Source organism: Pseudonocardia bannensis (genome assembly GCF_012911875.1).
In the GTDB taxonomy this organism is placed as follows: domain Bacteria; phylum Actinomycetota; class Actinomycetes; order Mycobacteriales; family Pseudonocardiaceae; genus Pseudonocardia; species Pseudonocardia bannensis.
On record NZ_JAAXKZ010000007.1, the window covers coordinates 70,889 to 92,078 of the forward strand.

21 protein-coding genes and 1 pseudogene are annotated in these 21,190 nt (G+C 73.3%); 14 read left to right on the forward strand and 8 right to left on the reverse strand.

What is annotated here, in order from left to right:
• Positions 1 to 29 precede the first annotated feature (29 nt).
• Positions 30 to 803 (forward strand): DUF2334 domain-containing protein, encoded by a 774-nt coding sequence (locus HF519_RS03655; protein WP_169410180.1) that lies wholly within the window; start codon positions 30 to 32, stop codon positions 801 to 803.
• A 19-nt stretch (positions 804 to 822) separates the two neighbouring features.
• On the opposite strand, the gene HF519_RS03660 is transcribed toward HF519_RS03655, so the two are convergent.
• Positions 823 to 1,464, reverse strand: a complete 642-nt coding sequence (locus HF519_RS03660; RefSeq protein ID WP_169410181.1) for an MBL fold metallo-hydrolase — start codon at positions 1,462 to 1,464, stop codon at positions 823 to 825.
• 196 nt (positions 1,465 to 1,660) lie between these two features.
• Here HF519_RS03660 and purS point away from each other — a divergent pair, with 196 nt between their 5' ends.
• The 10 genes from purS to purM all read left to right on the forward strand — a co-directional run bounded on the left by purS (position 1,661) and on the right by purM (position 14,022).
• A complete protein-coding gene (purS, locus tag HF519_RS03665) occupies positions 1,661 to 1,894 on the forward strand; it encodes a phosphoribosylformylglycinamidine synthase subunit PurS (RefSeq protein WP_169410182.1) in 234 nt (77 codons plus the stop codon).
• A 14-nt stretch (positions 1,895 to 1,908) separates the two neighbouring features.
• A complete protein-coding gene (gene purQ, locus HF519_RS03670; protein WP_169410205.1) occupies positions 1,909 to 2,580 on the forward strand; it encodes a phosphoribosylformylglycinamidine synthase subunit PurQ in 672 nt (223 codons plus the stop codon).
• A 234-nt stretch (positions 2,581 to 2,814) separates the two neighbouring features.
• Entirely contained in the window at positions 2,815 to 3,987 is a 1,173-nt protein-coding gene (locus HF519_RS03675; RefSeq protein ID WP_312859874.1) for a PP2C family protein-serine/threonine phosphatase, read from the forward strand.
• The gene (locus tag HF519_RS03680; protein WP_312859875.1) at positions 3,984 to 5,627 is read left to right on the forward strand and encodes a sensor histidine kinase; all 1,644 of its coding nucleotides are present in this window, start codon (positions 3,984 to 3,986) and stop codon (positions 5,625 to 5,627) included. The genes HF519_RS03675 and HF519_RS03680 overlap by 4 nt, the downstream gene beginning before the upstream one ends.
• Positions 5,624 to 6,082 (forward strand): response regulator, encoded by a 459-nt coding sequence (locus HF519_RS03685; protein ID WP_169410184.1) that lies wholly within the window; start codon positions 5,624 to 5,626, stop codon positions 6,080 to 6,082. Before HF519_RS03680 ends, HF519_RS03685 begins: the two co-directional genes overlap by 4 nt.
• A gap of 6 nt (positions 6,083 to 6,088) precedes the next feature.
• Positions 6,089 to 8,383 carry a phosphoribosylformylglycinamidine synthase subunit PurL gene (gene purL / locus HF519_RS03690; RefSeq protein ID WP_169410185.1) on the forward strand — a complete coding sequence of 765 codons (2,295 nt, stop codon included), beginning with the start codon at positions 6,089 to 6,091 and terminating at the stop codon, positions 8,381 to 8,383.
• A 90-nt stretch (positions 8,384 to 8,473) separates the two neighbouring features.
• Positions 8,474 to 8,818: a sterol carrier family protein gene (locus HF519_RS03695; protein ID WP_169410186.1), complete on the forward strand. Its 345-nt coding sequence runs from the start codon at positions 8,474 to 8,476 to the stop codon at positions 8,816 to 8,818.
• A gap of 135 nt (positions 8,819 to 8,953) precedes the next feature.
• Entirely contained in the window at positions 8,954 to 11,119 is a 2,166-nt protein-coding gene (locus tag HF519_RS03700) for a putative bifunctional diguanylate cyclase/phosphodiesterase (protein WP_169410187.1), read from the forward strand.
• Positions 11,120 to 11,219: 100 nt separating this feature from the next.
• A complete protein-coding gene (purF, locus tag HF519_RS03705; RefSeq protein ID WP_169410207.1) occupies positions 11,220 to 12,794 on the forward strand; it encodes an amidophosphoribosyltransferase in 1,575 nt (524 codons plus the stop codon).
• 112 nt (positions 12,795 to 12,906) lie between these two features.
• On the forward strand, positions 12,907 to 14,022 hold the full coding sequence (gene purM / locus HF519_RS03710; protein ID WP_169410188.1) for a phosphoribosylformylglycinamidine cyclo-ligase: 1,116 nt from the start codon (positions 12,907 to 12,909) through the stop codon (positions 14,020 to 14,022).
• A 5-nt stretch (positions 14,023 to 14,027) separates the two neighbouring features.
• Here purM and HF519_RS03715 read toward each other — a convergent pair whose 3' ends face one another.
• The 3 genes from HF519_RS03715 to HF519_RS03725 form a co-directional block, all read right to left on the reverse strand.
• A complete protein-coding gene (locus HF519_RS03715) occupies positions 14,028 to 14,735 on the reverse strand; it encodes an NUDIX hydrolase (RefSeq protein WP_169410189.1) in 708 nt (235 codons plus the stop codon).
• A gap of 49 nt (positions 14,736 to 14,784) precedes the next feature.
• Positions 14,785 to 14,943, reverse strand: a complete 159-nt coding sequence (locus tag HF519_RS30245) for a hypothetical protein (RefSeq protein ID WP_211169479.1) — start codon at positions 14,941 to 14,943, stop codon at positions 14,785 to 14,787.
• Positions 14,944 to 15,113: 170 nt separating this feature from the next.
• A complete protein-coding gene (locus tag HF519_RS03725; RefSeq protein ID WP_169410121.1) occupies positions 15,114 to 15,347 on the reverse strand; it encodes a hypothetical protein in 234 nt (77 codons plus the stop codon).
• 108 nt (positions 15,348 to 15,455) lie between these two features.
• On the opposite strand from HF519_RS03725, the gene HF519_RS03730 reads away from it, so the two are divergent.
• Positions 15,456 to 16,217, forward strand: coding sequence for a sulfite exporter TauE/SafE family protein (locus HF519_RS03730; protein ID WP_169410190.1), 762 nt, complete (start codon positions 15,456 to 15,458; stop codon positions 16,215 to 16,217).
• Between the two features lie 46 nt (positions 16,218 to 16,263).
• Here HF519_RS03730 and HF519_RS03735 read toward each other — a convergent pair whose 3' ends face one another.
• A complete protein-coding gene (locus tag HF519_RS03735) occupies positions 16,264 to 16,461 on the reverse strand; it encodes a DUF3073 domain-containing protein (RefSeq protein WP_169410191.1) in 198 nt (65 codons plus the stop codon).
• A 175-nt stretch (positions 16,462 to 16,636) separates the two neighbouring features.
• Between HF519_RS03735 and HF519_RS03740 the strand changes: the two genes are divergently transcribed.
• Positions 16,637 to 17,482, forward strand: a complete 846-nt coding sequence (locus HF519_RS03740; RefSeq protein WP_169410192.1) for a DUF8083 family protein — start codon at positions 16,637 to 16,639, stop codon at positions 17,480 to 17,482.
• On the opposite strand, the gene HF519_RS03745 is transcribed toward HF519_RS03740, so the two are convergent.
• From HF519_RS03745 to HF519_RS03755, 3 genes are all read right to left on the reverse strand, one after another.
• A complete protein-coding gene (locus HF519_RS03745; protein WP_312859876.1) occupies positions 17,425 to 18,660 on the reverse strand; it encodes an MFS transporter in 1,236 nt (411 codons plus the stop codon). The genes HF519_RS03740 and HF519_RS03745 overlap by 58 nt on opposite strands.
• A 62-nt stretch (positions 18,661 to 18,722) precedes the next feature.
• Positions 18,723 to 19,841 carry a CAF17-like 4Fe-4S cluster assembly/insertion protein YgfZ gene (gene ygfZ / locus HF519_RS03750; protein WP_438826377.1) on the reverse strand — a complete coding sequence of 373 codons (1,119 nt, stop codon included), beginning with the start codon at positions 19,839 to 19,841 and terminating at the stop codon, positions 18,723 to 18,725.
• Positions 19,838 to 20,278 (reverse strand): Fur family transcriptional regulator, encoded by a 441-nt coding sequence (locus HF519_RS03755; protein WP_438826378.1) that lies wholly within the window; start codon positions 20,276 to 20,278, stop codon positions 19,838 to 19,840. Before HF519_RS03755 ends, ygfZ begins: the two co-directional genes overlap by 4 nt.
• Before the next feature lie 251 nt (positions 20,279 to 20,529).
• Between HF519_RS03755 and HF519_RS03760 the strand changes: the two are divergent.
• A pseudogene (locus tag HF519_RS03760) lies at positions 20,530 to 21,190 on the forward strand (hypothetical protein); the annotation flags it as partial.

Sequence of the window (21,190 nt, forward strand, 5' to 3'; positions counted from 1 at the left end):
CGTTCACCGTCGTATGGCTCCATGGGGGCATGACTGCCCGACTGGTGCTGTCGCTGTCCGGTCTGTCCGACGAGTCCCCCGAGTCGCTGGCCCACGGTGCGGAGCTGGCGGCTGAGCTGGACGCCCGCGGGGTGCCGATCTCCCAGCTGTTCCGGCCGCGCGGCCGGGACGGCGCGATCGGCAGTACCTCGCCGCTGGTGCGCTGGCTGCACGAGCGCCGCGCCGTGGGCGACGTGATCGTGCTGCACGGCTACGACCACACCGCGGCGCCGCTCGGCTCCTGGCAGTCGCCGGTGCCCCGGATCGGGCGTCGTGCCGAGTTCGCCGCACTGCCCCGGCACGAGGCCGGCCTGCGGCTCGCCGCGGCCCGCCGCGCGCTCACCGCCGCCGGGTTGAGCACCGACCTGTTCGTGCCGCCGCGGTGGCTCGCCTCGCCGGGCACCCTCGACGCGCTGCGCGACCAGCGCTTCGTCGTCTGTGCAGACGAGACCGGGATCCGGCTGCTGCACGGGCCGCGGGCGGGGACGGTGCTGCGGTCCCGGGTGCTGGGTTTCCGGGCGTCGGGAGACAAGCGGCCGGTCGCCGAGGACCGCAGGGCCGCCGAGGCCTGGCGGTGCCGCATGCTGGAGGCCGAGGCGATGCGGACGGCGCGCCGCGGCGGGGTGGTCCGCATCGCCGTGCGGGCCAAGGACCTGCGCCGGGCGCCGCGGGTGCGGTCGGTGCTGGCCGCGGTGGACGCAGTGCTCGCGCTCGGGGCGGTCCCGATCGGCTACCAGCCGGCGGCCGCCGTCCACGCGGCCTGACCCGCGGACGGCCTGCCCCCTAGAGCGTCGTGGGCGCCGGGGGCTCCCGATCGAGCACCCGGAACGCCGTCCCCTCCGGCGCGAGTTGCTCCAGCAGGCCGTAGTGCACCTTCTGCCCCGCCTTGGAGAGCACCGCCTCGTGGATCGGCACCGCCGTGCGCGGGGCCACGGCCCGCAGGTAGTCGACGACCTCGCCGATCTTCAGCCACGGCGCCCCGGCCGGTACGAACAGCACCTGCAGCCCGGGTTGCGGCGCCGGCACGTAGGCGTCGCCGGGGTGCAGGTGCGTGCCGTCGACCAGGTAGCCGTTGTTCGGGATCATCGGGACGTCCGGGTGGATCACGGCGTGGTCGCCGCCCAGCACGTCCACCCGCGCGCCGGCGACCTGAAGCGTGTCGCCGGGCCGGGTCACCTCGTGCTCGCGGTCTGCCACCTTCTCCGCGCTCCCGGCGTCGACGATCAGCCGAGCGTCCGGGTTGGCGCGCAGCAGCGGATCGAGCCGGTCGGCGTCGAGGTGGTCGAAGTGCTGATGGGTGATCATGATGGCGTTCAGGCCGGTCAGATCCTCGAACCCGGTCGAGAACAGCCCGGGGTCGATGAGCAGCCGCGCCGCGCCGGTGTCCAGCAGTACGCAGGCGTGACCGAAGTGGGTGATCTGCATCTCGCCCACTGTGCTCCGCCGGGGGGCCGGGCTCAACCGGGCGCCGGGAAGTGCCGGGACGGGAACACCGTCCCGCCCGGCACCGGAACACGCATGCATCCCCCGATCCGTCCCCTGACCAGCACGAGCGGAGTTGTCAGCAGCCTCACTGGCGGCCCGGCCCGGTGCCCCCGTTGTTCGCCGTAGGCTGCAAGGCGTGGCCAGAGTGGTGGTGGACGTGATGCCCAAGCCGGAGATCCTGGACCCGCAGGGTCAGGCGGTATCCCGCGCGCTCTCCCGGATCGGTGTGGCCGGGGTGGCCGACGTCCGGCAGGGCAAGCACTTCGAGCTCGAGGTCGACGACTCCGTCGACGACGAGACCCTGCACCGGATCGCCGGCAGCCTGCTGGCGAACCCGGTGATCGAGGACTGGACGGTGACCCGGGTATGAGCGAGACCGCAGGAATGCGCATCGGCGTCATCACCTTCCCCGGGACCCTCGACGACGTCGACGCCGCCCGCGCCGTGCGCTACGCCGGTGCCGAGCCGGTCGCGCTGTGGCACGGCGACCACGACCTGCGCGGGGTCGACGCGGTGGTGGTGCCGGGCGGGTTCTCCTACGGCGACTACCTGCGCGCGGGTGCGATCGCCAGCCTCGCGCCGATCATGACCGAGGTGATCGACGGGGCCCGGCGCGGGCTGCCCGTGCTGGGCATCTGCAACGGCTTCCAGATCCTGTGCGAGGCCGGGCTCCTGCCGGGTGCGCTCGTGCGCAACGCCGGTCTGCACTTCGTGTGTCGTGACCAGCGGCTGCGCGTGGAGTCGGCCGCGACGGCGTGGACCAGCCGCTACACCGCGGGCGATGAGATCGTGGTGCCGCTGAAGTCCGGCGAGGGCCGCTACGTGGCCGATGCCGCGACGCTGGGCGAGCTGGAGGCGGAGGGCCGGGTGGTGTTCCGCTACACCGGTGGTAACCCGAACGGGGCGATGTCCGACATCGCGGGTGTCGCCTCGGCCGACGGCCGCGTCGTCGGCCTGATGCCGCACCCCGAGCACGCGATCGACGCCCTGACCGGCCCGTCGACCGACGGCCTCGGCCTGTTCACCTCCGTGCTGACCGCCGCCGCGATGGCCTGAGCGTCTCAACCTGAGTGAACCAGAGCCTCCGTTCGGCGTGCTGGCCCTCCATCGCTCTAGGCTGACGCGTCCACGCGCCGCCGCGGCGAGGAGGACGGCAGAGCGTGACCGAGCGAGCGAGGTCGTCATCGAACACAGCACTGTGGGGCGCGGCGTACGCGAGCGCCGGCGAGTCGGCCTCGTGACGGATCGCCCGAGGTGGTCATGCGGGGGCGCGCCGCCGGGAGCCCGATCGTGACGCGGCCGCTACCCGGCGAGGCGAGCCACCGGGTGTTGCTCGTCGAGGACGACCCGGGGGATGTCTTCCTGGTCCAGGAGCTGCTCGCCGAGATCGACCCCGACATCCGGCTGACAGTGGCCGGATCGGTCGCGGAGGTCGTGGCGCGTGGCCTGCTGTCGCAGACCGACTGCGTGCTGCTCGACCTGAACGTTCCCGGCAGCAGCGGGCTGGACGGTCTGCGCGACATCCTGCGCGCCGACCCGGTGGCCGCCGTCTGCGTGCTCACCGGCCTGGACGACGAGCACCTCGGGATCGCCGCGGTCGCGGTCGGGGCACAGGACTACCTGGTCAAGGGCAAGGCCGACGGCGCGGTGCTGATCAGGGCGATCCGCTACGCGGTGGAACGCCGCCGCGCGGAGACGAGCCTGATCCGGCTGCGCGAGGAGCAGTTCGCCGCCGCCGAGTCGGTGCGCCTGGAGCGCGGGCTGCTGCCCTCGCCGCTACTGGCCGGCAGCCGGGTGCAGGCGCGGTCGTTCTACCGCTCGGGCCGGACCCGCTCGGTGATCGGCGGCGACTTCTTCGACGCGGTGCTCGGCCCGTCGGGCACCGTGCACGCGATCGTCGGCGACGTGTGCGGGCACGGCCCCGACGAGGCCGCGCTCGGCGCCCTGCTGCGGGTGTCGTGGCGAGCGCTCGTGCTGGCCGGGGTCGACGAACCGCAGCTGCTGCCCAAACTGCAGGAGGTCCTCGTCAGCGAGCGGCACGCTCGGATGCTGTTCACCACCGTGTGCACGGTCGCGATCCCGCCCGGCGCCGAGGAGGCCCTGATCCGGGTGGCCGGGCACCCGCCGCCGGTGTCGCTGCGCCCGCGGCCGTGTGCCGCGAAGCCCCGGGTCGGGCTGCCACTGGGTGTCGCGGGGTCGGCCGACTGGCCGGCGATCCGGATGTTGTTGGGGCCCGACTGGGCACTGCTGCTCTACACCGACGGCCTCATCGAGGGCCGCGGCCCCGATCCCGAGGAACCGCTGTGGGAGGAGGGCCTGCTCACGCTCCTCGACGAGGAGCAGGGCACCGACCTGCAAGATCTGCCCGGGAGGCTGGTCGAACGCGTGCAGAAGATCAATGGCGGTCCGCTGGTCGACGACGTGGCGATCCTGCTGCTGTCCGCGTCCGGTGAGGCGTCGTGAGGGGAGGCGCGGCCGGCCGCCGTCCCCTGCGGCTGCGGTCCCGAGGTTCTGACGGCGCCCGCCGCTGGCCGCTGCGCCGGGTGTTCGGTCTCATCGCGGGGATCGCGGGCGTCCTGACGATCCTCGCGGTGGCGCTCGCCACGGTGGTGCTGGTGCGCCTGACCGACGCCCGGGAGACGCTGCTGGACCGGATCGGGCCCGCGGTCCGGGCCGGGCAGCAGCTCTCCGCCGCGCTGGTCGACCAGGAGACCGGGGTGCGCGGGTTCGGCATGGCCCGGGGCGAGGAGTTCCTGGACCCGTACCACGACGGGATCATCGCCGAGCAGCGGGCCGTGGCGACACTGCGCGAGCTGGACGGCTCGGGCCGGGTCGAGGGCCTGGGCCCGGACATCGCCGACGTCGAGGCCGCCGCCGATGCATGGCGCGCGGAGTACGCCGAGCCGGCGATCGCGGCGACGCGGTCCGGCGCCGCCACCGGCCCGGCCGAGGCCGAACGCGGCCGCCTGCTGTTCGACGAGGTGCGCGCCGCCAGCACGAACCTGCTGGACGATCTGGAGAGCGCGCGGGTGGCGGCCCGCGAGCGGCTCGAGGCCGCGGCCCGGTTCGTCACGGCCGTCGGCATCGCGATCGCGGTGGTGATCGTGGGCTTCCTGACGGCGGCGGGCATTGCCCTCCGCAGGGCGGTGCTGTCGCCGATCTCCCAGCTCGCGGACCAGGTCCGCCGGGTGGTCTCCGGCGATGTCGGGCGGACCGTCGAGGGCACCGGGCCGCGGGAGATCGCCGAGCTCGGCGAGGACGTCGACGCCATGCGGGTGCACATCCTGCGCGAGCTGAACGCGCAGCAGCAGATCAACCGCAGGCTCGACGAGCAGGCCCGCGACCTCGAGCGGTCGAACCGCGATCTCGAGCAGTTCGCCTACGTGGCCAGCCACGACCTGCAGGAACCGCTGCGCAAGGTGTCGAGCTTCTGCCAGCTGCTGCAGCGCCGCTACGGCGGGCAGCTCGACGAGCGCGCCGACCAGTACATCGAGTTCGCCGTCGACGGCGCGCAGCGGATGCAGCGGCTGATCAACGACCTGCTCGCGTTCTCCAGGGTCGGGCGAACCACGGCCGGTTTCGTCCCCGTGGAGCTCGACGCGGTGGCCCGCGCGGCCGTGGCGTCGCAGGAGACGGCACGGGCCGAGGCCCACGGCGAGGTCGTCATCGACGAACTCCCGCAGGTGCCGGGGGACGCCGCGTTGCTGCAGCAGCTGCTCGCGAACCTCATCGGCAACGCGCTGAAGTTCCGCAGCGAGGGCGTGCGCCCCGAGGTGCGCATCAGCGCGGCTCCGGCCGACGACGGCTGGGAGATCAGTGTGCGGGACAACGGGATCGGGATCGAGCCCGAGTACGCCGACAAGGTCTTCGTGATCTTCCAGCGGCTGCACGCCCGTGACATGTATGCCGGCACCGGGATCGGGCTGGCGCTCGCCAAGAAGATCGTCGAGTTCCACGGCGGCCGGATCTGGGTCGACACCGATCCGCACGACGAGCCGGGGGCGACGATCCGTTTCACCCTGCCGGCGCTGCCGCCCGTGAGCCACGTGACGACCGACGACCCCGCCGTGGCCGACGGCGTCGCTGAGAAGGAGACCGTGTGACAGAGGAAGTACGGGTCATCAACGTTCTGCTGGTCGAGGACGACCCGGGCGACGTGCTGATGACCCGCGAGGCGTTCGACGAATACCTGCACAACCGGCTCGACGTCGTCACCGACGGCGCCGCCGCGCTGGCCTATCTGCGCAACGAGGCGCCCTACACCGACGTGCCCCGGCCGGACCTCATCCTGCTCGACCTCAACCTGCCGCGCCGCGACGGGCGCGAGGTGCTCGCCGAGGTCAAGGCCGACCCGGTGCTGACGCACATCCCGGTCATCGTGCTCACCACCTCGCAGGCCGAGGAGGACGTGTTGCGCAGCTACCAGCTGCACGCCAACGCCTACGTGACCAAGCCCGTCGACTTCGAGGGCTTCATCGAGGCGATCAAGCAGATCGACCACTTCTTCGTGAGCGTGGTGCAACTCCCATCCGGGCGCTCGGCGGATTCCGTAGGCTGAGTATTCGTGGTCCCGGATACCGTCACCCCGCCCGCCGACACCGTCGAACACGCGGCCGCGTCCCCCGATCAGCCGCAGCCGTATCGCGAACTGGGCCTGAAGGACGACGAGTACGCGCGCATCCGGGAGATTCTCGGTCGCCGCCCCACCGACGCCGAGCTGGCGATGTACTCGGTGATGTGGAGCGAGCACTGCTCGTACAAGTCGTCGAAGGTGCATCTGAAGTACTTCGGCGAGACGACGACCGAAGCCATGCGCGAGAAGATGCTCGCCGGGATCGGCGAGAACGCCGGCGTCGTCGACGTCGGCGACGGCTGGGCCGTGACCTTCAAGGTCGAGTCGCACAACCACCCGTCGTACGTGGAGCCCTACCAGGGTGCGGCCACGGGTGTCGGCGGCATCGTCCGCGACATCATGGCCATGGGCGCGCGGCCGATCGCGGTCGCCGACCCGCTGCGTTTCGGCCCCGCCGATGCCCCCGACACCGCGCGGGTGCTGCCCGGCGTCGTCTCCGGGGTGGGGGGCTACGGCAACTGCCTGGGCCTGCCGAACGTCGGCGGCGAGGTCGTCTTCGACGAAGGCTACGCCGGAAACCCGCTGGTCAACGCGCTGTGCGTCGGCTCGATGCGGGTCGAGGACCTGCATCTGGCGTTCGCCTCCGGCACCGGCAACAAGATCATCCTGTTCGGCGCCCGGACGGGGCTCGACGGCATCGGCGGCGTCTCGGTGCTGGCCTCGGAGACCTTCGACGGTTCGGGCACGGGCCAGAAGAAGCTGCCCAGCGTGCAGGTGGGTGACCCGTTCACCGAGAAGGTGCTCATCGAGTGCTGCCTCGAGCTGTTCCATGCCGGGCTCGTCGTCGGCATCCAGGACCTCGGCGGCGCCGGCCTGTCCTGTGCGACGTCGGAGCTGGCCAGTGCCGGCGACGGCGGCATGCACATCGACCTCGACGCCGTCCCGCTGCGCGCCACCGGGATGACCCCCGCGGAGATCCTGTCGAGCGAGTCGCAGGAGCGCATGTGCGCCGTGGTTCGCCCCGAGGACGTCGACGCCTTCATGGCCGTCTGCCGCAAGTGGGACACCCTGGCCACCGTGATCGGCGAGGTGACCGACGGCGACCGGCTGGTGATCACCTGGCACGGGGAGACCGTCGTCGACGTGCCGCCGCGCACCGTCGCCCACGACGGGCCGGTCTACCACCGCCCGGTCGAGCGTTCGGCCACCCAGGACGCGCTGATCGCCGACTCGCCGGACGCGCTGCCGCGACCCGCGGCGCCCAGTGAGCTGCGCGACGAGATCCTCCGGATGGCCGCGTCGCCGAACCTGTGCAGCCGGGCGTGGGTCACCGACCAGTACGACCGTTACGTCCGCGGCAACACCGCGTCCGCCCAGCCGGCCGACGCCGGGGTGGTCCGGATCGACGAGAGCACCGGGCGCGGCATCGCGGTGGCGACCGACTGCAACGCCCGGTTCGTCGCGCTCGACCCCTACACCGGCGCTCAGCTCGCGCTGGCCGAGGCCTACCGCAACGTCGCCACCTCCGGTGCCGTGCCGGCCGCGGTCACGAACTGCCTCAACTTCGGCTCGCCCGAGGACCCGCACGTGATGTGGCAGTTCTCCGAGGCGGTGCGCGGGCTGGCCGACGGCTGCGCGGCGCTGGGCATCCCGGTGACCGGCGGCAACGTCAGCTTCTACAACCAGACCGGGGACCGGGCCATCCTGCCGACCCCCGTCATCGGCGTCCTCGGCGTGATCGACGACGTGGCCCGCCGGGTCCGCTCCGGGTTCACCGGCGAGGGCGACGTCGTGGTGCTGCTCGGCACGACGGCCGACGAGCTCGGCGGCAGCGAGTGGGCGCACGTGGTGCACGGGCACCTGGGCGGGCGTCCCCCGGCCGTCGACCTCGCCGCCGAGCAGCGGCTCGGCGCGCTGCTGGCCGCCGCCGCGGCCGACGGCGTGCTGACCGGCTCCCACGACGTGTCCGACGGTGGCCTGGCCCAGGCCCTGGTGGAGGCGTCGCTGGTCGGTGGGTGTGGCGCCGCGGTGGAGCTGCCCGCGGGCCTCGACCCGTTCGTCGCGCTGTTCTCCGAGTCCGCCGGCCGGGCGCTGGTCACCGTGGCCGCGTCCGATGCCGACGCATTCCTGGTCCGGGCCGCCGAGGCCGGGGTGCCGGGGGTGCGGCTGGGCACCGTGGGCGGGGACTCCCTGGCGATCACCGATCTGCCCGCGATCCCGCTGGGCGAGCTGCGCGCCGCCTGGGAGGGCACCCTGCCCGCACTGTTCGGCAGCGCGACCGACTGATCGCACTCAACCGGCCCAGCGGTCCGGACGATCGCCGCGGCCCCGCCCACCCCGCAGCCGGTCCGGCTCGCCCCGGCTACCGTCACCGCCATGACGCAGGATCCGGCGGCGAGCGTGGCCGCCTGGCTGTCAGGTGGGACCGAGCCGGAGCGGGTGGTGTTGCGTGCCGCGGTCAAGGAGAGTCTCGCCGCGCTGGCCGGTGCCGCGCCCGGCCGCAGTGTCGAAGTGCGCGTTCCGCCGTACGGCGCCGTGCAATGCATCGAAGGTCCGCGGCACGGCCGGGGAACCCCGCCGAATGTCGTGGAGACCGATGTGCGGACCTGGCTCGGTCTTGCCATGGGCACGCTGAGCTGGGCCGATGCCGTCTCGAGAGGCACCGTCTCGGCGTCGGGAACCCGGGCTGCCGATATCGCAGAATTCCTGCCGTTGCGTTGACAACCAGTAGTTCTTTGCTCACCGATCGGATGATCCGGCCCACCTGGTGGTGGCGAAATGGCAACAGGGGGTCGAAAATTACGCCGATCGGGACCGGTGCGGACCGAACGGGCGATGGGAGGTGGGCGTGTGGTAGTGGCACGCAGCCTTCCGGATCCGGTGGACGCGGTCGGCGCGCGGCATTCCGTCGGGGGTCCTGACCCGATCGATGTGCTCGCCGGGCGCTGGGCCGAGGTCCTGGCGCCGGTGGGCCCGACCGTTCGAGGCCGGCTCGGTCCGCTGCTGCGCCGGTTGGCCGCAGCCCTGCGAGCGGAACCGTTCTGGCCGCTCGCGGCCCGTCCCATCGGCGCGGCCCTGCTGGGTTCAGGTCTTTACGAGGACCGGCTGGGCAGCGTGGGCCCGGCGCTCGAGGACGTGCTGCCGGCCACCCTGGGACTGTTGCGCCGGGAGGGACCTGCCGCGCTCGGCCCGCCGGGGCCGGAGGGGACCCGCCGGCTCCTCGCCGCACTCGACGAGTTGGCCGCCGGCTTCGCCGGAGCGTTGCGCGAACGGGCGCTGCGTGACGAGCACGACCTGCTGCGGGTCCGCCCGTGCCGCGGTCCGGACGCCGAGCAGGTGCCGGCCAGCGGGGAGATCCACTACCGGACGCTCTACATGCAGGGCCCGGTCGGCATCGGCATCGGCGGCCTCGACGGCGAGGTCCTCGACCTCAATCCGGCGCTGTGCCGGATGTTCGGGCTCACCGGCCGCCCCGACCTACCGCGCCCGATGACCGACTTCGTGCATCCCGACGACGCCGCGGCCTTCATCGAGAGCTACCACCGGCTCCGCGCCGGCGACCCGGACAACCTCAGCGTCGACGTGCGCCTCGTCCGCCCGGACGAGCTCGTGGTGTGGGCTCATATCAGCGGCTCGCTGGTCCGCGACGACGACGGCCGGCCCAGTCACATCATCGCCGTGGTGCAGGACATCTCCGAGCGGCAGCGGTTGCGCTCCCGCCTCGAACAGGCCTCGTCCCAGGACCGGTTGACCCGGCTGCCCAACCGCACGGTGACCGAGCAGCGGCTGCGGCAGGCCTTCACGCCGGGGGCGGCCCGGCGGGTGGGGCTGTGTGCGCTCGGCGTCGACGGCTTCAAGGCGATCAACGACAGCCTCGGTCACCAGGTCGGCGACCAGGTCCTGCTCGCGGTGGCCGGCCGGCTGCAGATGGCCGCCGGGCCGCACCTGGTCACCCGCACCGGCGGGGACGAGTTCGCGGTGCTCGTGGTCGACCCGTCCGGGCTCGACGAGGTCTGCCACCTCGCCGACCGGTTGCTCGCGGTGCTGGCCTCGCCCTTCCTCGTCGGCGGGCACGGGATCAACCTGTCCGCGAGCATCGGCGTCAGCGAGACCGCCACCGCCGAGGCGTGTCCCGAGGAGCTGATGCGGGCGGCGGATGTCGCACTGTCCTGGGCGAAGGCGCACGGCGGCGGCTGCCGGGTGGTGTTCGACACCGAGCGTGATGCGGGGGAGGCCGCCCGGTTCGCGCTCCTGGCCGGCATGCGCGGTGGCATCGACCGCGGGGAGTTCCGGCTGGCCTTCCAGCCGCTGGTGCGCCTGACCGACAAGCGGGTCCACGGTGTCGAGGCGCTGGTCCGCTGGCAGCACCCGGACCAGGGGCTGGTGGGTCCGGGCCGGTTCATCGAGCTCGCCGAGCGCAGCGGGGCGATCGTGCCGCTCGGGCACTGGGTGCTGGCCGAGGCGTGCCGGAGCGCGGCCCTGTGGTGGGCGGAGCTCGGGCCGGAGACCCCGTACGTGAGCGTCAACGTCTCGCCGGTCCAGCTCATCGAACCGGGCTGGGTGCGTGAGGTGACCGGGGTGCTCGGGGAGACGGGACTGCCCCCGGACCGGTTGCAGCTCGAGATCACCGAGCAGGCGGTGCTGCGGGACGAACCGGCCGCGCTCGACGGGCTGGCCGCGCTGCGCGCCGCCGGGGTGCGGCTGGCACTCGACGACTTCGGCACCGGCTACTCCAGCCTGGCGTGGTTGCGCCGGCTGCCGGTGCACGCGCTGAAGATCGACGGCTCGTTCATCGACGGGTTGCGGCACCCGGCCCCCGACCCGGTGGACGAGAGCATCGTCCGGGCACTCGTCGAGATGGCGCACGCGCTCGGCCTCGAGGTCACGGCCGAATGGGTGGAGACCGGGATTCAGGCGGACCGGCTCGCACGGCTCGGGTGCGACCTCGGACAGGGCAGGTGGTTCGGTGACGCCGGTCCCGCTGAATGGGTTCCGGAGCACTGGCGGCGTACCATCGGGTAACTGAATGCGCCGCCGTCGTTGAGGAGAGTGTGCGTTGAGTTCCCTCCGGAACGAGCACCCGGCCGACAGTCCCCGTACCTCCAGCGGCGTCGCCGAACCCGTGAGCAGTTCCCCTCCCGAGCTCATCCCGCTCGAGGAGGCGCCGCGCGAGGAGTGCGGCGTCTTCGGTGCATGGGCACCGGGTGAGGACGTCGCCAAACTGACCTACTACGGCCTCTACGCGCTGCAGCACCGCGGCCAGGAGGCCGCCGGCATCGCCGTGTCCGACGGCCGACGGATGGTCGTGTTCAAGGACCTCGGGCTGGTCAGCCAGGTCTTCGACGAGCAGACGCTGTCGTCGCTGCGCGGGCACCTGGCGGTGGGCCACACCCGCTATTCCACGACCGGCTCGACCACCTGGGAGAACGCCCAGCCGACCTTCCGCACCACCGCCACCGGAAGCGGGATCGCACTGGGCCACAACGGCAACCTGGTGAACACCGCGGAGCTGCGCGACGAGGTCGCCGCGCTGTCCCCACGCCGTGACGCCGCCCGCACCCAGGCCACGACCGACTCCGACCTGCTCAGCGAGCTGCTCGCGGCCAACGCCGCGGACACCGGGGTGGAGGAGGCCGCGATGCGGCTGCTGCCCCGGGTGCGCGGCGCGTTCTCGCTGGTGTTCGCCGACGAGGAGACGCTCTACGCCGCGCGGGACCCGCACGGGGTGCGCCCGCTGGTCCTCGGCCGTCTCGAGCGCGGCTGGGTGGTCGCCAGCGAGACCGCGGCGCTGGACATCGTGGGTGCGTCCCTCGTCCGGGAGGTGGAGCCGGGCGAGCTGCTGGCGATCGACGCCGACGGGATGCGCAGCTCGCGCTTCGCGTCCCCGGAGCCCAAGGGCTGCATCTTCGAGTACGTGTACCTGGCCCGGCCCGACACCACGATCTCCGGCCGCTCGGTGCACGCCGCGCGGGTCGACATCGGCCGCCGGCTGGCCGAGGAGCACCCCGTCGAGGCCGACCTCGTCATCCCGGTGCCGGAGTCCGGCACCCCGGCGGCGATCGGGTACGCGCAGGGCTCGGGCATCCCCTACGGCCAGGGCCTGGTCAAGAACGCCTACGTCGGCCGCACGTTCATCCAGCCGTCGCAGACCATCCGCCAGCTCGGTATCCGGCTCAAGCTCAATCCGCTGCGCGACGTGATCCGGGGCAAGCGCCTGGTCGTCGTCGACGACTCGATCGTCCGCGGCAACACCCAGCGCGCGCTCGTGCGGATGCTGCGCGAGGCCGGGGCGCTCGAGGTGCACGTGCGGATCGCGTCGCCGCCGGTGCGCTGGCCGTGCTTCTACGGGATCGACTTCGCGACCCGTGCCGAGCTCGTCGCCGGATCGCTCGACCTGGAGGGGGTGCGCCGCTCGATCGGCGCCGACTCCCTTGGCTACGTGTCGCTCGACGGCCTGGTCGCCGCGAGCGAGCAGCCCCGTAGCCGGCTGTGCGCGGCGTGTTTCGACGGCGAGTACCCCATCCCGTTGCCCGAGGAGGCGCGGTTGGGCAAGCACCTGCTGGAGGATCTGGCCGGTGATGCCCTGCCTGCGGACTCCGGCCAGGACATGGCGGCGGACGTATCGGGCGCGGCCTCAGGTGATGCCGGGCCGCTCTCGGTCGGCTACGGTGCCGCGGGCGCCCTGCCACGCCCCTGAGCCCTCGGTCGGCCCCGGGGCCGTAATGCCGGCCGAATCCTCACCCCCAAACCGAGAACCATCCCAGCGCCGCCCTGCGGCGCCACAGTCCAGCGGGAGCGAGACCCACACCATGCCGCCGACAACTGACAACAGCACGGCGAACAGCCTCGACAGCCGGGGCGCGAGTTACGCGTCCGCAGGCGTGGACATCGAGGCCGGTGAGCAGGCGGTCGAAGCGCTGCGACCCTACGCGGAGAAGGCGAGCCGACCCGAGGTGCTCGGCGGTATCGGCGGATTCGCCGGGCTGTTCGCCCCCAAGCTCGGCCGCTACACCGAGCCGGTGTTCGCGGCGTCGACGGACGGCGTCGGCACCAAGGTCGCAATCGCGCAGGCCATGGACAAGCACGACACGATCGGGCTCGACCTGGTCGCGATGGTCGTCGACGATCTCGTGGTGTGCGGGGCCGAACCCCTGTTCCTGCAGGACTACATCGCCGTCGGACGGCTGGTCCCGGAGCAGATCGCCACGATCGTCAAGGGCATCGCCGAGGGCTGTCAGCAGGCGGGGTGCGCCCTGCTGGGCGGCGAGACGGCCGAGCACCCCGGGCTGATGGAGGCCGGCGGCTACGACCTGTCCGCGACCGGCGTCGGCATCGTCGACGCCGAGGCCATGCTGCGTCCGGAGCGCGTCCGCCCCGGCGACGTCCTGGTGGCGATGGGGGCGTCAGGGCTGCACTCCAACGGCTACTCGCTGGCCCGACACGTGCTGCTGGACATCGCCCGGATGCCGCTGGAGGGCCACGTCGAGGAGTTCGGCCGGACCCTCGGCGAGGAGCTGCTCGCCCCGACCCGGATCTACGCGCGGGACTGCCTGGCGCTGGCCGCGGAGACCGGGGTGCGCACGTTCGCCCACATCACCGGGGGCGGACTCGCCCGCAACCTGGAGCGGGTTCTCCCGGGCGGCCTGGTCGCGGTCGCCGAGCGTGGCAGCTGGACGCCGGAGCCGGTGTTCAAACTCATCGCCTCCCGCGGTCGGGTCGACCGCGCCGAGATGGAGAAGACGTTCAACATGGGCGTCGGGATGGTCGCGGTGCTGCCGCCCGAGGACGTCGACCGCGCGCTGGCCGTGCTCACGGCGCGCCATGTTCCGGCGTGGGTTCTCGGCGAGGTGCAGCGCGCGACCGGTGACGAGGGCCCCGAGGTCGGGTCCCGGGTGCAGCTGCGCGGCGAGCACCCGCGCTTCTGAACCGCTCAGCGCTGGCGCAGCATCGGGGGGTGCAGGGCGGTCGCCGTCCCGCGACGGAACAGCTGGGCCGGGCGCCCGCGCCCGCCGGTGACGAGGGCCGCGGTCGGCTCCAGGAACCCTTCGGCCGAGGTCACCTTGCGCGAGAAGTTCCGCGGGTCGATCGTCGTGCACCAGACCGCCTCGTAGACGTTGCGCAGGTCGGTGACGGTGAACTCGGGCGGGCAGAGCGAGGCTGCGAGCGTCGAGTACTCGAGCTTGGCGCGGGCCCGCTCGACGCCGTCGGCGAGGATCCGGTCGTGGTCGAACGCGAGCTCGCCGGGGGACTCCAGCAACGGTCCGACGGGGCGCCAGGCAGCGGTCGGCGCGTCGGGGTCGGCCGGCGACCGGACCAGGTCGGGCAGGTCGGTCATGTCCGGCAGCATCGCGAGGTAGCCGACGCTGAGGACCCGGCCACGGGGGTCGCGATCCGGGGCGGCGTAGCTGGCGAGCTGCTCGAGATGCCCCGTCGCCCCGGTCGCTGCGCCGGTCAGCTCCGCGAGCTCCCGGGTTGCGGTGTCGGCGAGGTCCTCGTCCGGCCGGACGAACCCGCCGGGCAACGCCGTGGTCCCCGCGTACGGCGGCGCGCCGCGCTCCACGAGCAGCACGCACAGCTCGGCCCGGCGGACCGTCAGGACCACGAGGTCGACGGCCACCGCGAACAGGTTCCCACGCATATCGTCACCCCGACGGGAAGATCGAGAGCCCAGTTGGGCCAGGTTATCGTCAGGGTGACGACAAAGATATGTGATCATCGCCATCCCGGTCGGCGCGGGTGGTCGAACCGACCAGCCGGATGAGCTCCTCGTCGTCCAGGCCGATCCGGCGCGCCGCCTCGACGAGCCGCCGGGCCAGCTCGATGACGGTCGCGCGGTCGGCCTGCACCCCCTCGCCGACGGTGGCCCGCGGCCCCGGCGCAGCTCGATCAGGTCCTCGTTGCGAAGCTGCTGGTACCCGGCCAGCACGGTGTGGACGCTGACCCGTAGCGGGGCCGGTCGGCAGCCGGTCTACGGGGCGCACCGTGCCGTCGGCGATGCCCCGGCGCACGCACGCGGCTACCCGGTCGGCGAGGGGGATGTTGCGACCCCGAGGGCGTCGAGGATCGTCCCCGCGGGCAGGGCCACCACGGAGAGGTCGCCGGCGTCGACGTTCGCGAGCACGGCTGCCAGCAGCACGGTGCCGACGAACCCGGCCGCGGCCCAGGACAGCACGGCGAAGAGCCGGGCGGCCTCCCGCGAGGACACGCTGGAGCCGGGAGCGCCGGTGTAGGCCAGGCCGAACCAGAACAATCATGGAAGCCGGTCACGTGACGTCGGTGTCTCTTCGGCTCGGAGGGCGCCACCGGCGGTTAACGTGCGGGACGTGCTGCGAAACGTCGACGGGGCGATGACTCGGCGATGACTCCCTGGGAAGCGCTGCTGGTGGCCGCCGCGGGCCTGGCGGCAGGTGCGGTGAACGCGGCGGTCGGCTCCGGGACGCTGATCACGTTCCCGGTGCTGCTCGCGGTCGGCTATCCGCCGCTGCTGGCCAACGTGTCCAACAACATCGGCCTGGTGCCCGGCTCGATCGCCGGCGTGGTCGGCTACCGGCGGGAACTGCGCGGCCAGCGCGCGCGACTGCTGCGGCTGTGCGCCGCGTCGGCGGTCGGTGGGCTTGCCGGCGCGGGCCTGCTGTTGTGGCTGCCGGCGCAGACCTTCGCCGCCGTGGTTCCGGTGCTCATCGGCGTCGCCGTGGTGCTGGTCCTCCTGCAGCCCCTCGTGGCGCGTCGGCTCGCCGCGCGCCGGGCAGAGACACCGCGCGCGGGCGACAGCCCGTGGCTCACCGCCGGAGTGGCCGCATCCGGGATCTACGGCGGTTACTTCGGTGCGGCGCAGGGGGTGATCCTGCTCGGCCTCATGGGAGTGACCCTCCCCGAGAACCTGCAGCGGCTCAACGCTCTGAAGAACGCGATGGCACTCACCGTCAACCTGGTGGCCGGCGTGGTGTTCGCGCTGCTCGCCGAAGAGATCGCGTGGACCGCAGTCCTGTTGATCGCTGCCGGCGCCACCGTCGGCGGACGGTTGGGCGCCGCGCTCAGCCGACGACTACCGCCGACGGCGTTCCGGCTGCTGATCGCCGCGGTCGGGGTGGCCGCGATGGCCCACCTCGTGTTGCGGTGACGTGCAGTCGGAACGCCGTCGGATCGACCTCGGTCACACCACCGGCTCAGCGCCGGCGCGCGTCCTCGTCGTCGGCGTAGGAGGAGTACGCGTCGCTGTAGTCGTCGTACTCCGGCTCATCGTCGGAAGCCGCCGTCCCACTACCGATCTCACGCTGTAGTGCGTCGAGATCCATCGTGGGGGAGCTGTACTTGAGCTCACGGGCCACCTTCGTCTGCTTGGCCTTGGCTCGTCCGCGCCCCATGGCTGGTCCCCCTTACAACAGGGAAGGGGCGGCCGGATGTCTCGGCGGCCCCATTCATCTCATCAATGTCCTGGTCCCCACCGTACCTTGCTTTGCACCGAGCATGCGACGTGGCATCGATGGTGTGACGTTCACCTGGTCCAGGAATGCTGAAGGGCTGGAATCATTCCTGCCCATGCCGGGCCCGTTCCTGTCCTACCTGCGGGTGTACGAGCCCTTGCGGGTGTTCGCCGGGCCCTCCGGCGCGGCCGTCCGGGCCGCGCTCGCCCGGGGCCCGATCGCGCCGGAACGGGCCGGGCACCGCGAGCGTGACCTGTGCCTGCGTGCGCAGGTCGGCAAGCGGTTGCTCCCGGGGGACGCCGTGGGCAGCCGGCCCACGGGGGAGGCCTCCGTCGACGTCCTCGTGCTGGGGGCCGGCAGCGGCGAACCGTTGGTCTGTCCGCTCGACACCCGGCCCCGAGCGGCCGCCGCGGTGCTGAGCTTCCTCGCCGAGGAGGACCCGGTGCTGTGCGCGAGTGCGCTGCCCGTCCCACCCGCGACCGCCCGGCGCCGGGCGGAGGCGGCGCTCGCGGAGCTGGGCGACGCGGCGGCCCACGTCGTCACGGCGACCTGGACGGTTCCGCTGCCCTGGTTCGCGCTCGTCGATCCCGACGACCGGGAGCTGCGCCTGGGCCGGCGCCGCCGGGTCTCGTGGCGGATCCCGATCGGTACGGCCCGGGCGCGCGCGGCCCGCGCCGAGCGGATCGTGCGCGCCGCGCTGGGCCAGGTGGGGCCGACCGAGGTACTCGCCGAGACCGATCGCTGGCTGGAGCGCTTCGACCGCGCGTCCATGGTCGAGCTCGACTACGGCGGCCTGGTCGACCTGTTCGACGAGGCGGCCCTGCGTACGGACACCTCGGCGGGTGAGGTGGCCCGGGCGCTGCGCGCGCTGGGGGAGGGCGACACCGAGACCGCCGCGGCCTGTTACGACCGGCTGCGGGAGTTCTGGGGCGTCGTCGCGGGCAAGCAGCGCGCCGGCTGATCCGGGGCGGGCTCGCGCAGCCCGCGCAGGGTGAGCACCGCGGCGAGGGCGGCGACCGCGCCGGTGGCGAGCATCGTCGGCCAGCCCGCGGCGTCGGCGACGGCCCCGCCCAGCGCCGGGGTGACCGCGGCACCGACGTAGTTCGCGGTGTTCGACACGGCCATGGCGGTCGCCGCGCGGCCGGGCGGGGCGAACTCTCCCGCTGCGGTGAACACCAGCCCGTTCCAGCTGACGGCGAGCGCGGCCGCGGGGACGAGCACGGCGGCGAGCAGCCAGGTCGGCCCCGCATAGGCGGCCGCGGAGAGCGCGAACCCGATCGCCACCGCGAGCGCGATGATCTGCAGCGGGCCCAGCCGGCTGCCCACCCGGTCGGACCACGCGCCGTTGCCCAGCCTGCCCGCGGCGCTGAGCACCTGAGTCGTGGCCAGCAGCGTGCCTGCCGCGGCCAGCGACATCCCGTGTCCGGTGTGCAGGATCTCGACGAGGAACACCGACCCGATGAACTGGGAGACCACCAGCAGCGCCCCGGCCAGGCTGAGCCGCTGCAGCCGCCGATCGGCCAGCACGGTCCGCACCCGGGAGGTGGGCCGGCTGCCGCGGGCCGGGGCGTCCGGGGGCTCACGCACCCACACGGCCACCGCGACCGCCGCGAGCAGGCAGCCGCCGGCCAGCGCGACGAACACCGCCGGGACGCCACCGGCGTCGGCGATCCGGGGCAGGGCCACGGCGGCGATCGCGGCGCCCACCGGGACCGAGGTCTGCCGGACCGCCATGGCGAGCCCTCGGCGCCGGGCCGGGAACCAGGTCAGCACGGCGCGTCCGCTCGCGGCGTTGACGCTCGCCCCGAACGCTCCGGACAGTGCCAGCAGCGTGCCCGCGGAGACCGGGCCGGCGACGAACGCCGCGGCCCCGAGGGCGCCGGCCGCACCGACGAGGCCGATCGCCATCACGCCACGCTCGCCGAACCGGTCGGCGGCGGCGCCCCAGGCGAACAGGGTGCCGACGATCCCGGCCGAGATGACGCCGATCAGCAGGCCGACCTGGGTCAGGCTCAGCCCGAAGTGCTCGCGCAGCGCGGGGGTGACGGCGGCCAGGCCGAGGAAGTACGCGGCCGTGGACGCCTGCGCGAGCGTGCCGACCGCCAGCACCACCCAGCGGTATCGGGTTGCGTCGGCCACGCGTCGAGCCTAGGTCGAGTTCCCGGTATTCGGGCAATATGTCCCACTTCGTGGGACATGGGTCAGCCTCGCAGGCCCCCGCGCATCTGGGCGGCCCGCCCGGGCGGCGGCGCGGCGTCCTCGGCAGGCACCGAGTCGGGATCGATCGTCGCCGGGGCCGCGCGCTCCCCGGTGCCTGCGACGAGCTCGGCGTCGACGGGCACCGAACGCTTGACCAGCGCCAGTCCCACCGGGCCCAGCTCATGGTGCAGGACCACCGTGCCGACGCGCCCGACCGTCCGGCCGTCGCGCAGCACCGGGTCCCCGGGGCGCGGGAGCTCCTCGTCACCGGCATCGAGGTGCAGGAGCACCAGGCGCCGTGGTGGGCGCCCGAGGTTCGCGACGCGCGCGACCGTCTCCTGGCCGCGGTAGCACCCCTTCGTCAGGTGCACCGCGGAGCCGATCCAGCCCACCTCGTGCGGGATCGTGCGGTCGTCGGTGTCGACAGCGAGCCTCGGGCGGGCCGCCTCCACCCGGAGCGCCTCGAACGCCATCGTCCCGGCGCCGCGCGCACCGGCCGCGGTCAGCCGCTGCCACCAGGCGTCGCGCTCACCACGGGGGACCAGCAGGTCGGCGGCATCCACGCCGGGCCACGGCATCCGCCGGATCAGTCCGCCATCCGGCAGGGCCGCGGAGGCGTACGGCCCGGTCGGCGCCGCGACCCCGGCGGTCTCCAGCACCTTGACCGTCTCCGGCCCCACCAGGCTGAGCACGGCCAGCTCGCCGGAGGCGTCGCGTGGCTCGACCTTCGACCAGAACTTCATCTTCTCCAGGTAGTCGAGCAACTCGGGCACCTCGCCGGGCTCGGTGTCGAGCCAGACGGTGCCCTCCACGTGCGCGACCACCATGTGGTGCAGGACCCGGCCGTTGAGATCGAGCACGAGGGCCTCGGTGCCGGACCCCGCCGGCAGCTCGCTGACGTGCTGGGTCAGCAGCAGGTGCAGCCAGCTCAGCCGGTCGTCGCCGGGCACCGCGATGACACCGCGGTGGCTGCGGTCGACGACCGCCCCGGAGCGGGCCATCGCACGCTGCTCGGCGAGGAAGTCACCGCGGTGCGCGGGTACGCCCGCGTCCGGGTCCCGGGGCTCGGCCGGCGCGGTCTCGGGTGCGCCCGCCACCTCGTTGGGATCGGCTGCGCTCACCGGGTCTCCTCAGGATCGATCTGGGTCTCGTCGGGACAGTCGGCGCACCGGCCGGACAGGGCCACGTGGGTCACGTCCAGCTCGAAGCCCGATTCGCGTCGCAGCCGCTCCGCCAGGCCGTCCATCAGGTCGGTCGGGGCCTCCATCACCGTGCCGCAGTTGTGGCACACCAGGTGCACATGCTGGTGCTCCTGCTCGGAGTAGGTCGGGGCGCCGTGACCCAGGTGCGTGTGCCGCACCATGCCGAGCCGCTCGAGCAGGTCGAGGGTCCGGTAGACGGTCGTGATGTTCACGGCCGGGGCCGCGCTCTGGACCTGTGCGCAGATCTGCTCGGGGGTCGCGTGGCCCAGGTCTCGGACCGCGTCGATCACGAGCTGTCGCTGCGGGGTCATCCGGAGTCCGCGCCGGTGCAGCGTCTGTCGCAGCGAGGTGTCCACGGGCCCGATGGTAGGCCGCTGCGCTGGCGGGCGTCCCTGCCGCCGGAGGCACTATCGTGCCGTTCTGCGGCCCCGCCCCGCCGTCGTCCTCCACTGCGGTGACACGCAACGGTCAGATGACGGCCTGCTGCCGCCAGCGGGTTGGCCCGTGATCATCATGCTCCGTTAGGGTGAACGACGCTGGTTGACCACGACGATCTACCTACCCTCGGCGAAATGAACCGGGGTGGGAAGGTGCTGGAGGATCATCGATGACGGCTGACGGGGTCGATCGGTCGATGGGGGCTCCGCGTTTCGACGTCGTGCTCCGCGGCTACGACCGACGACAGGTCGACGAGCACGTGGCACGCCTGCAGCGGGTACTGGCGCGGATGCGTGCGGACCTCGACGTGGCGCGCAGCCAGCCCATGCAGGCGGTCCAGCCCACGACGGGCGGCCTCACGGTCCCCGGCGCGCCGACCCCGCCCGGAAGCACCCGGGCGCCGCGCCCCGCGCCGCGCCCCCGGCCCGGTCCGCCGCGGCCGGCCGGTCAGTCCCCGGACGTGATCGACAACTTCACGGACCGGATGCAGAGCATCCTGCAGGCGGCCGAGGAGGAAGCCGACGAGATCCGCAACCAGGCGCGGTCCGCGGCGCGCGCGGACGAGCAGGGCCTCCGCGCGGAGCTGGCCGAGCTGATCCAGCAGCGGGCTGCGGTGCTCGCCGATCTGACCCGGCTGCGCGGCCAGCTGGAGAGCATGCTGTCCGGGCCCACCGCCCGGATGATGGCCCCGGCGCGCGACACCGCACCGGGTGGCCCCGATGGCCCGGCGCAGCCCGTTCCCCCGCAGCAGGACGCCCCGCTGCCCGGTGGCCCCGCGAGACCGTCTCCGCGGCCCTCCCCGGGACGAGCTCGGGAGACCGGACCGGCCC

Bases quoted from the DNA above. Each gene is read 5' to 3' on its own strand.
- HF519_RS03655 (WP_169410180.1), top strand. From the start codon at position 30: ATGACTGCCCGACTGGTGCTGTCGCTGTCCGGTCTGTCCGACGAGTCC.
- HF519_RS03695 (WP_169410186.1), top strand. From the start codon at position 8,474: ATGACGCAGGATCCGGCGGCGAGCGTGGCCGCCTGGCTGTCAGGTGGG.
- HF519_RS03740 (WP_169410192.1), top strand. From the start codon at position 16,637: ATGCCGGGCCCGTTCCTGTCCTACCTGCGGGTGTACGAGCCCTTGCGG.
- HF519_RS03735 (WP_169410191.1), bottom strand. From the start codon at position 16,461: ATGGGGCGCGGACGAGCCAAGGCCAAGCAGACGAAGGTGGCCCGTGAG.
- HF519_RS03660 (WP_169410181.1), bottom strand. From the start codon at position 1,464: ATGCAGATCACCCACTTCGGTCACGCCTGCGTACTGCTGGACACCGGC.
- purM (WP_169410188.1), top strand. From the start codon at position 12,907: ATGCCGCCGACAACTGACAACAGCACGGCGAACAGCCTCGACAGCCGG.
- HF519_RS03715 (WP_169410189.1), bottom strand. From the start codon at position 14,735: ATGCGTGGGAACCTGTTCGCGGTGGCCGTCGACCTCGTGGTCCTGACG.
- HF519_RS03730 (WP_169410190.1), top strand. From the start codon at position 15,456: ATGACTCCCTGGGAAGCGCTGCTGGTGGCCGCCGCGGGCCTGGCGGCA.
- purQ (WP_169410205.1), top strand. From the start codon at position 1,909: ATGCGCATCGGCGTCATCACCTTCCCCGGGACCCTCGACGACGTCGAC.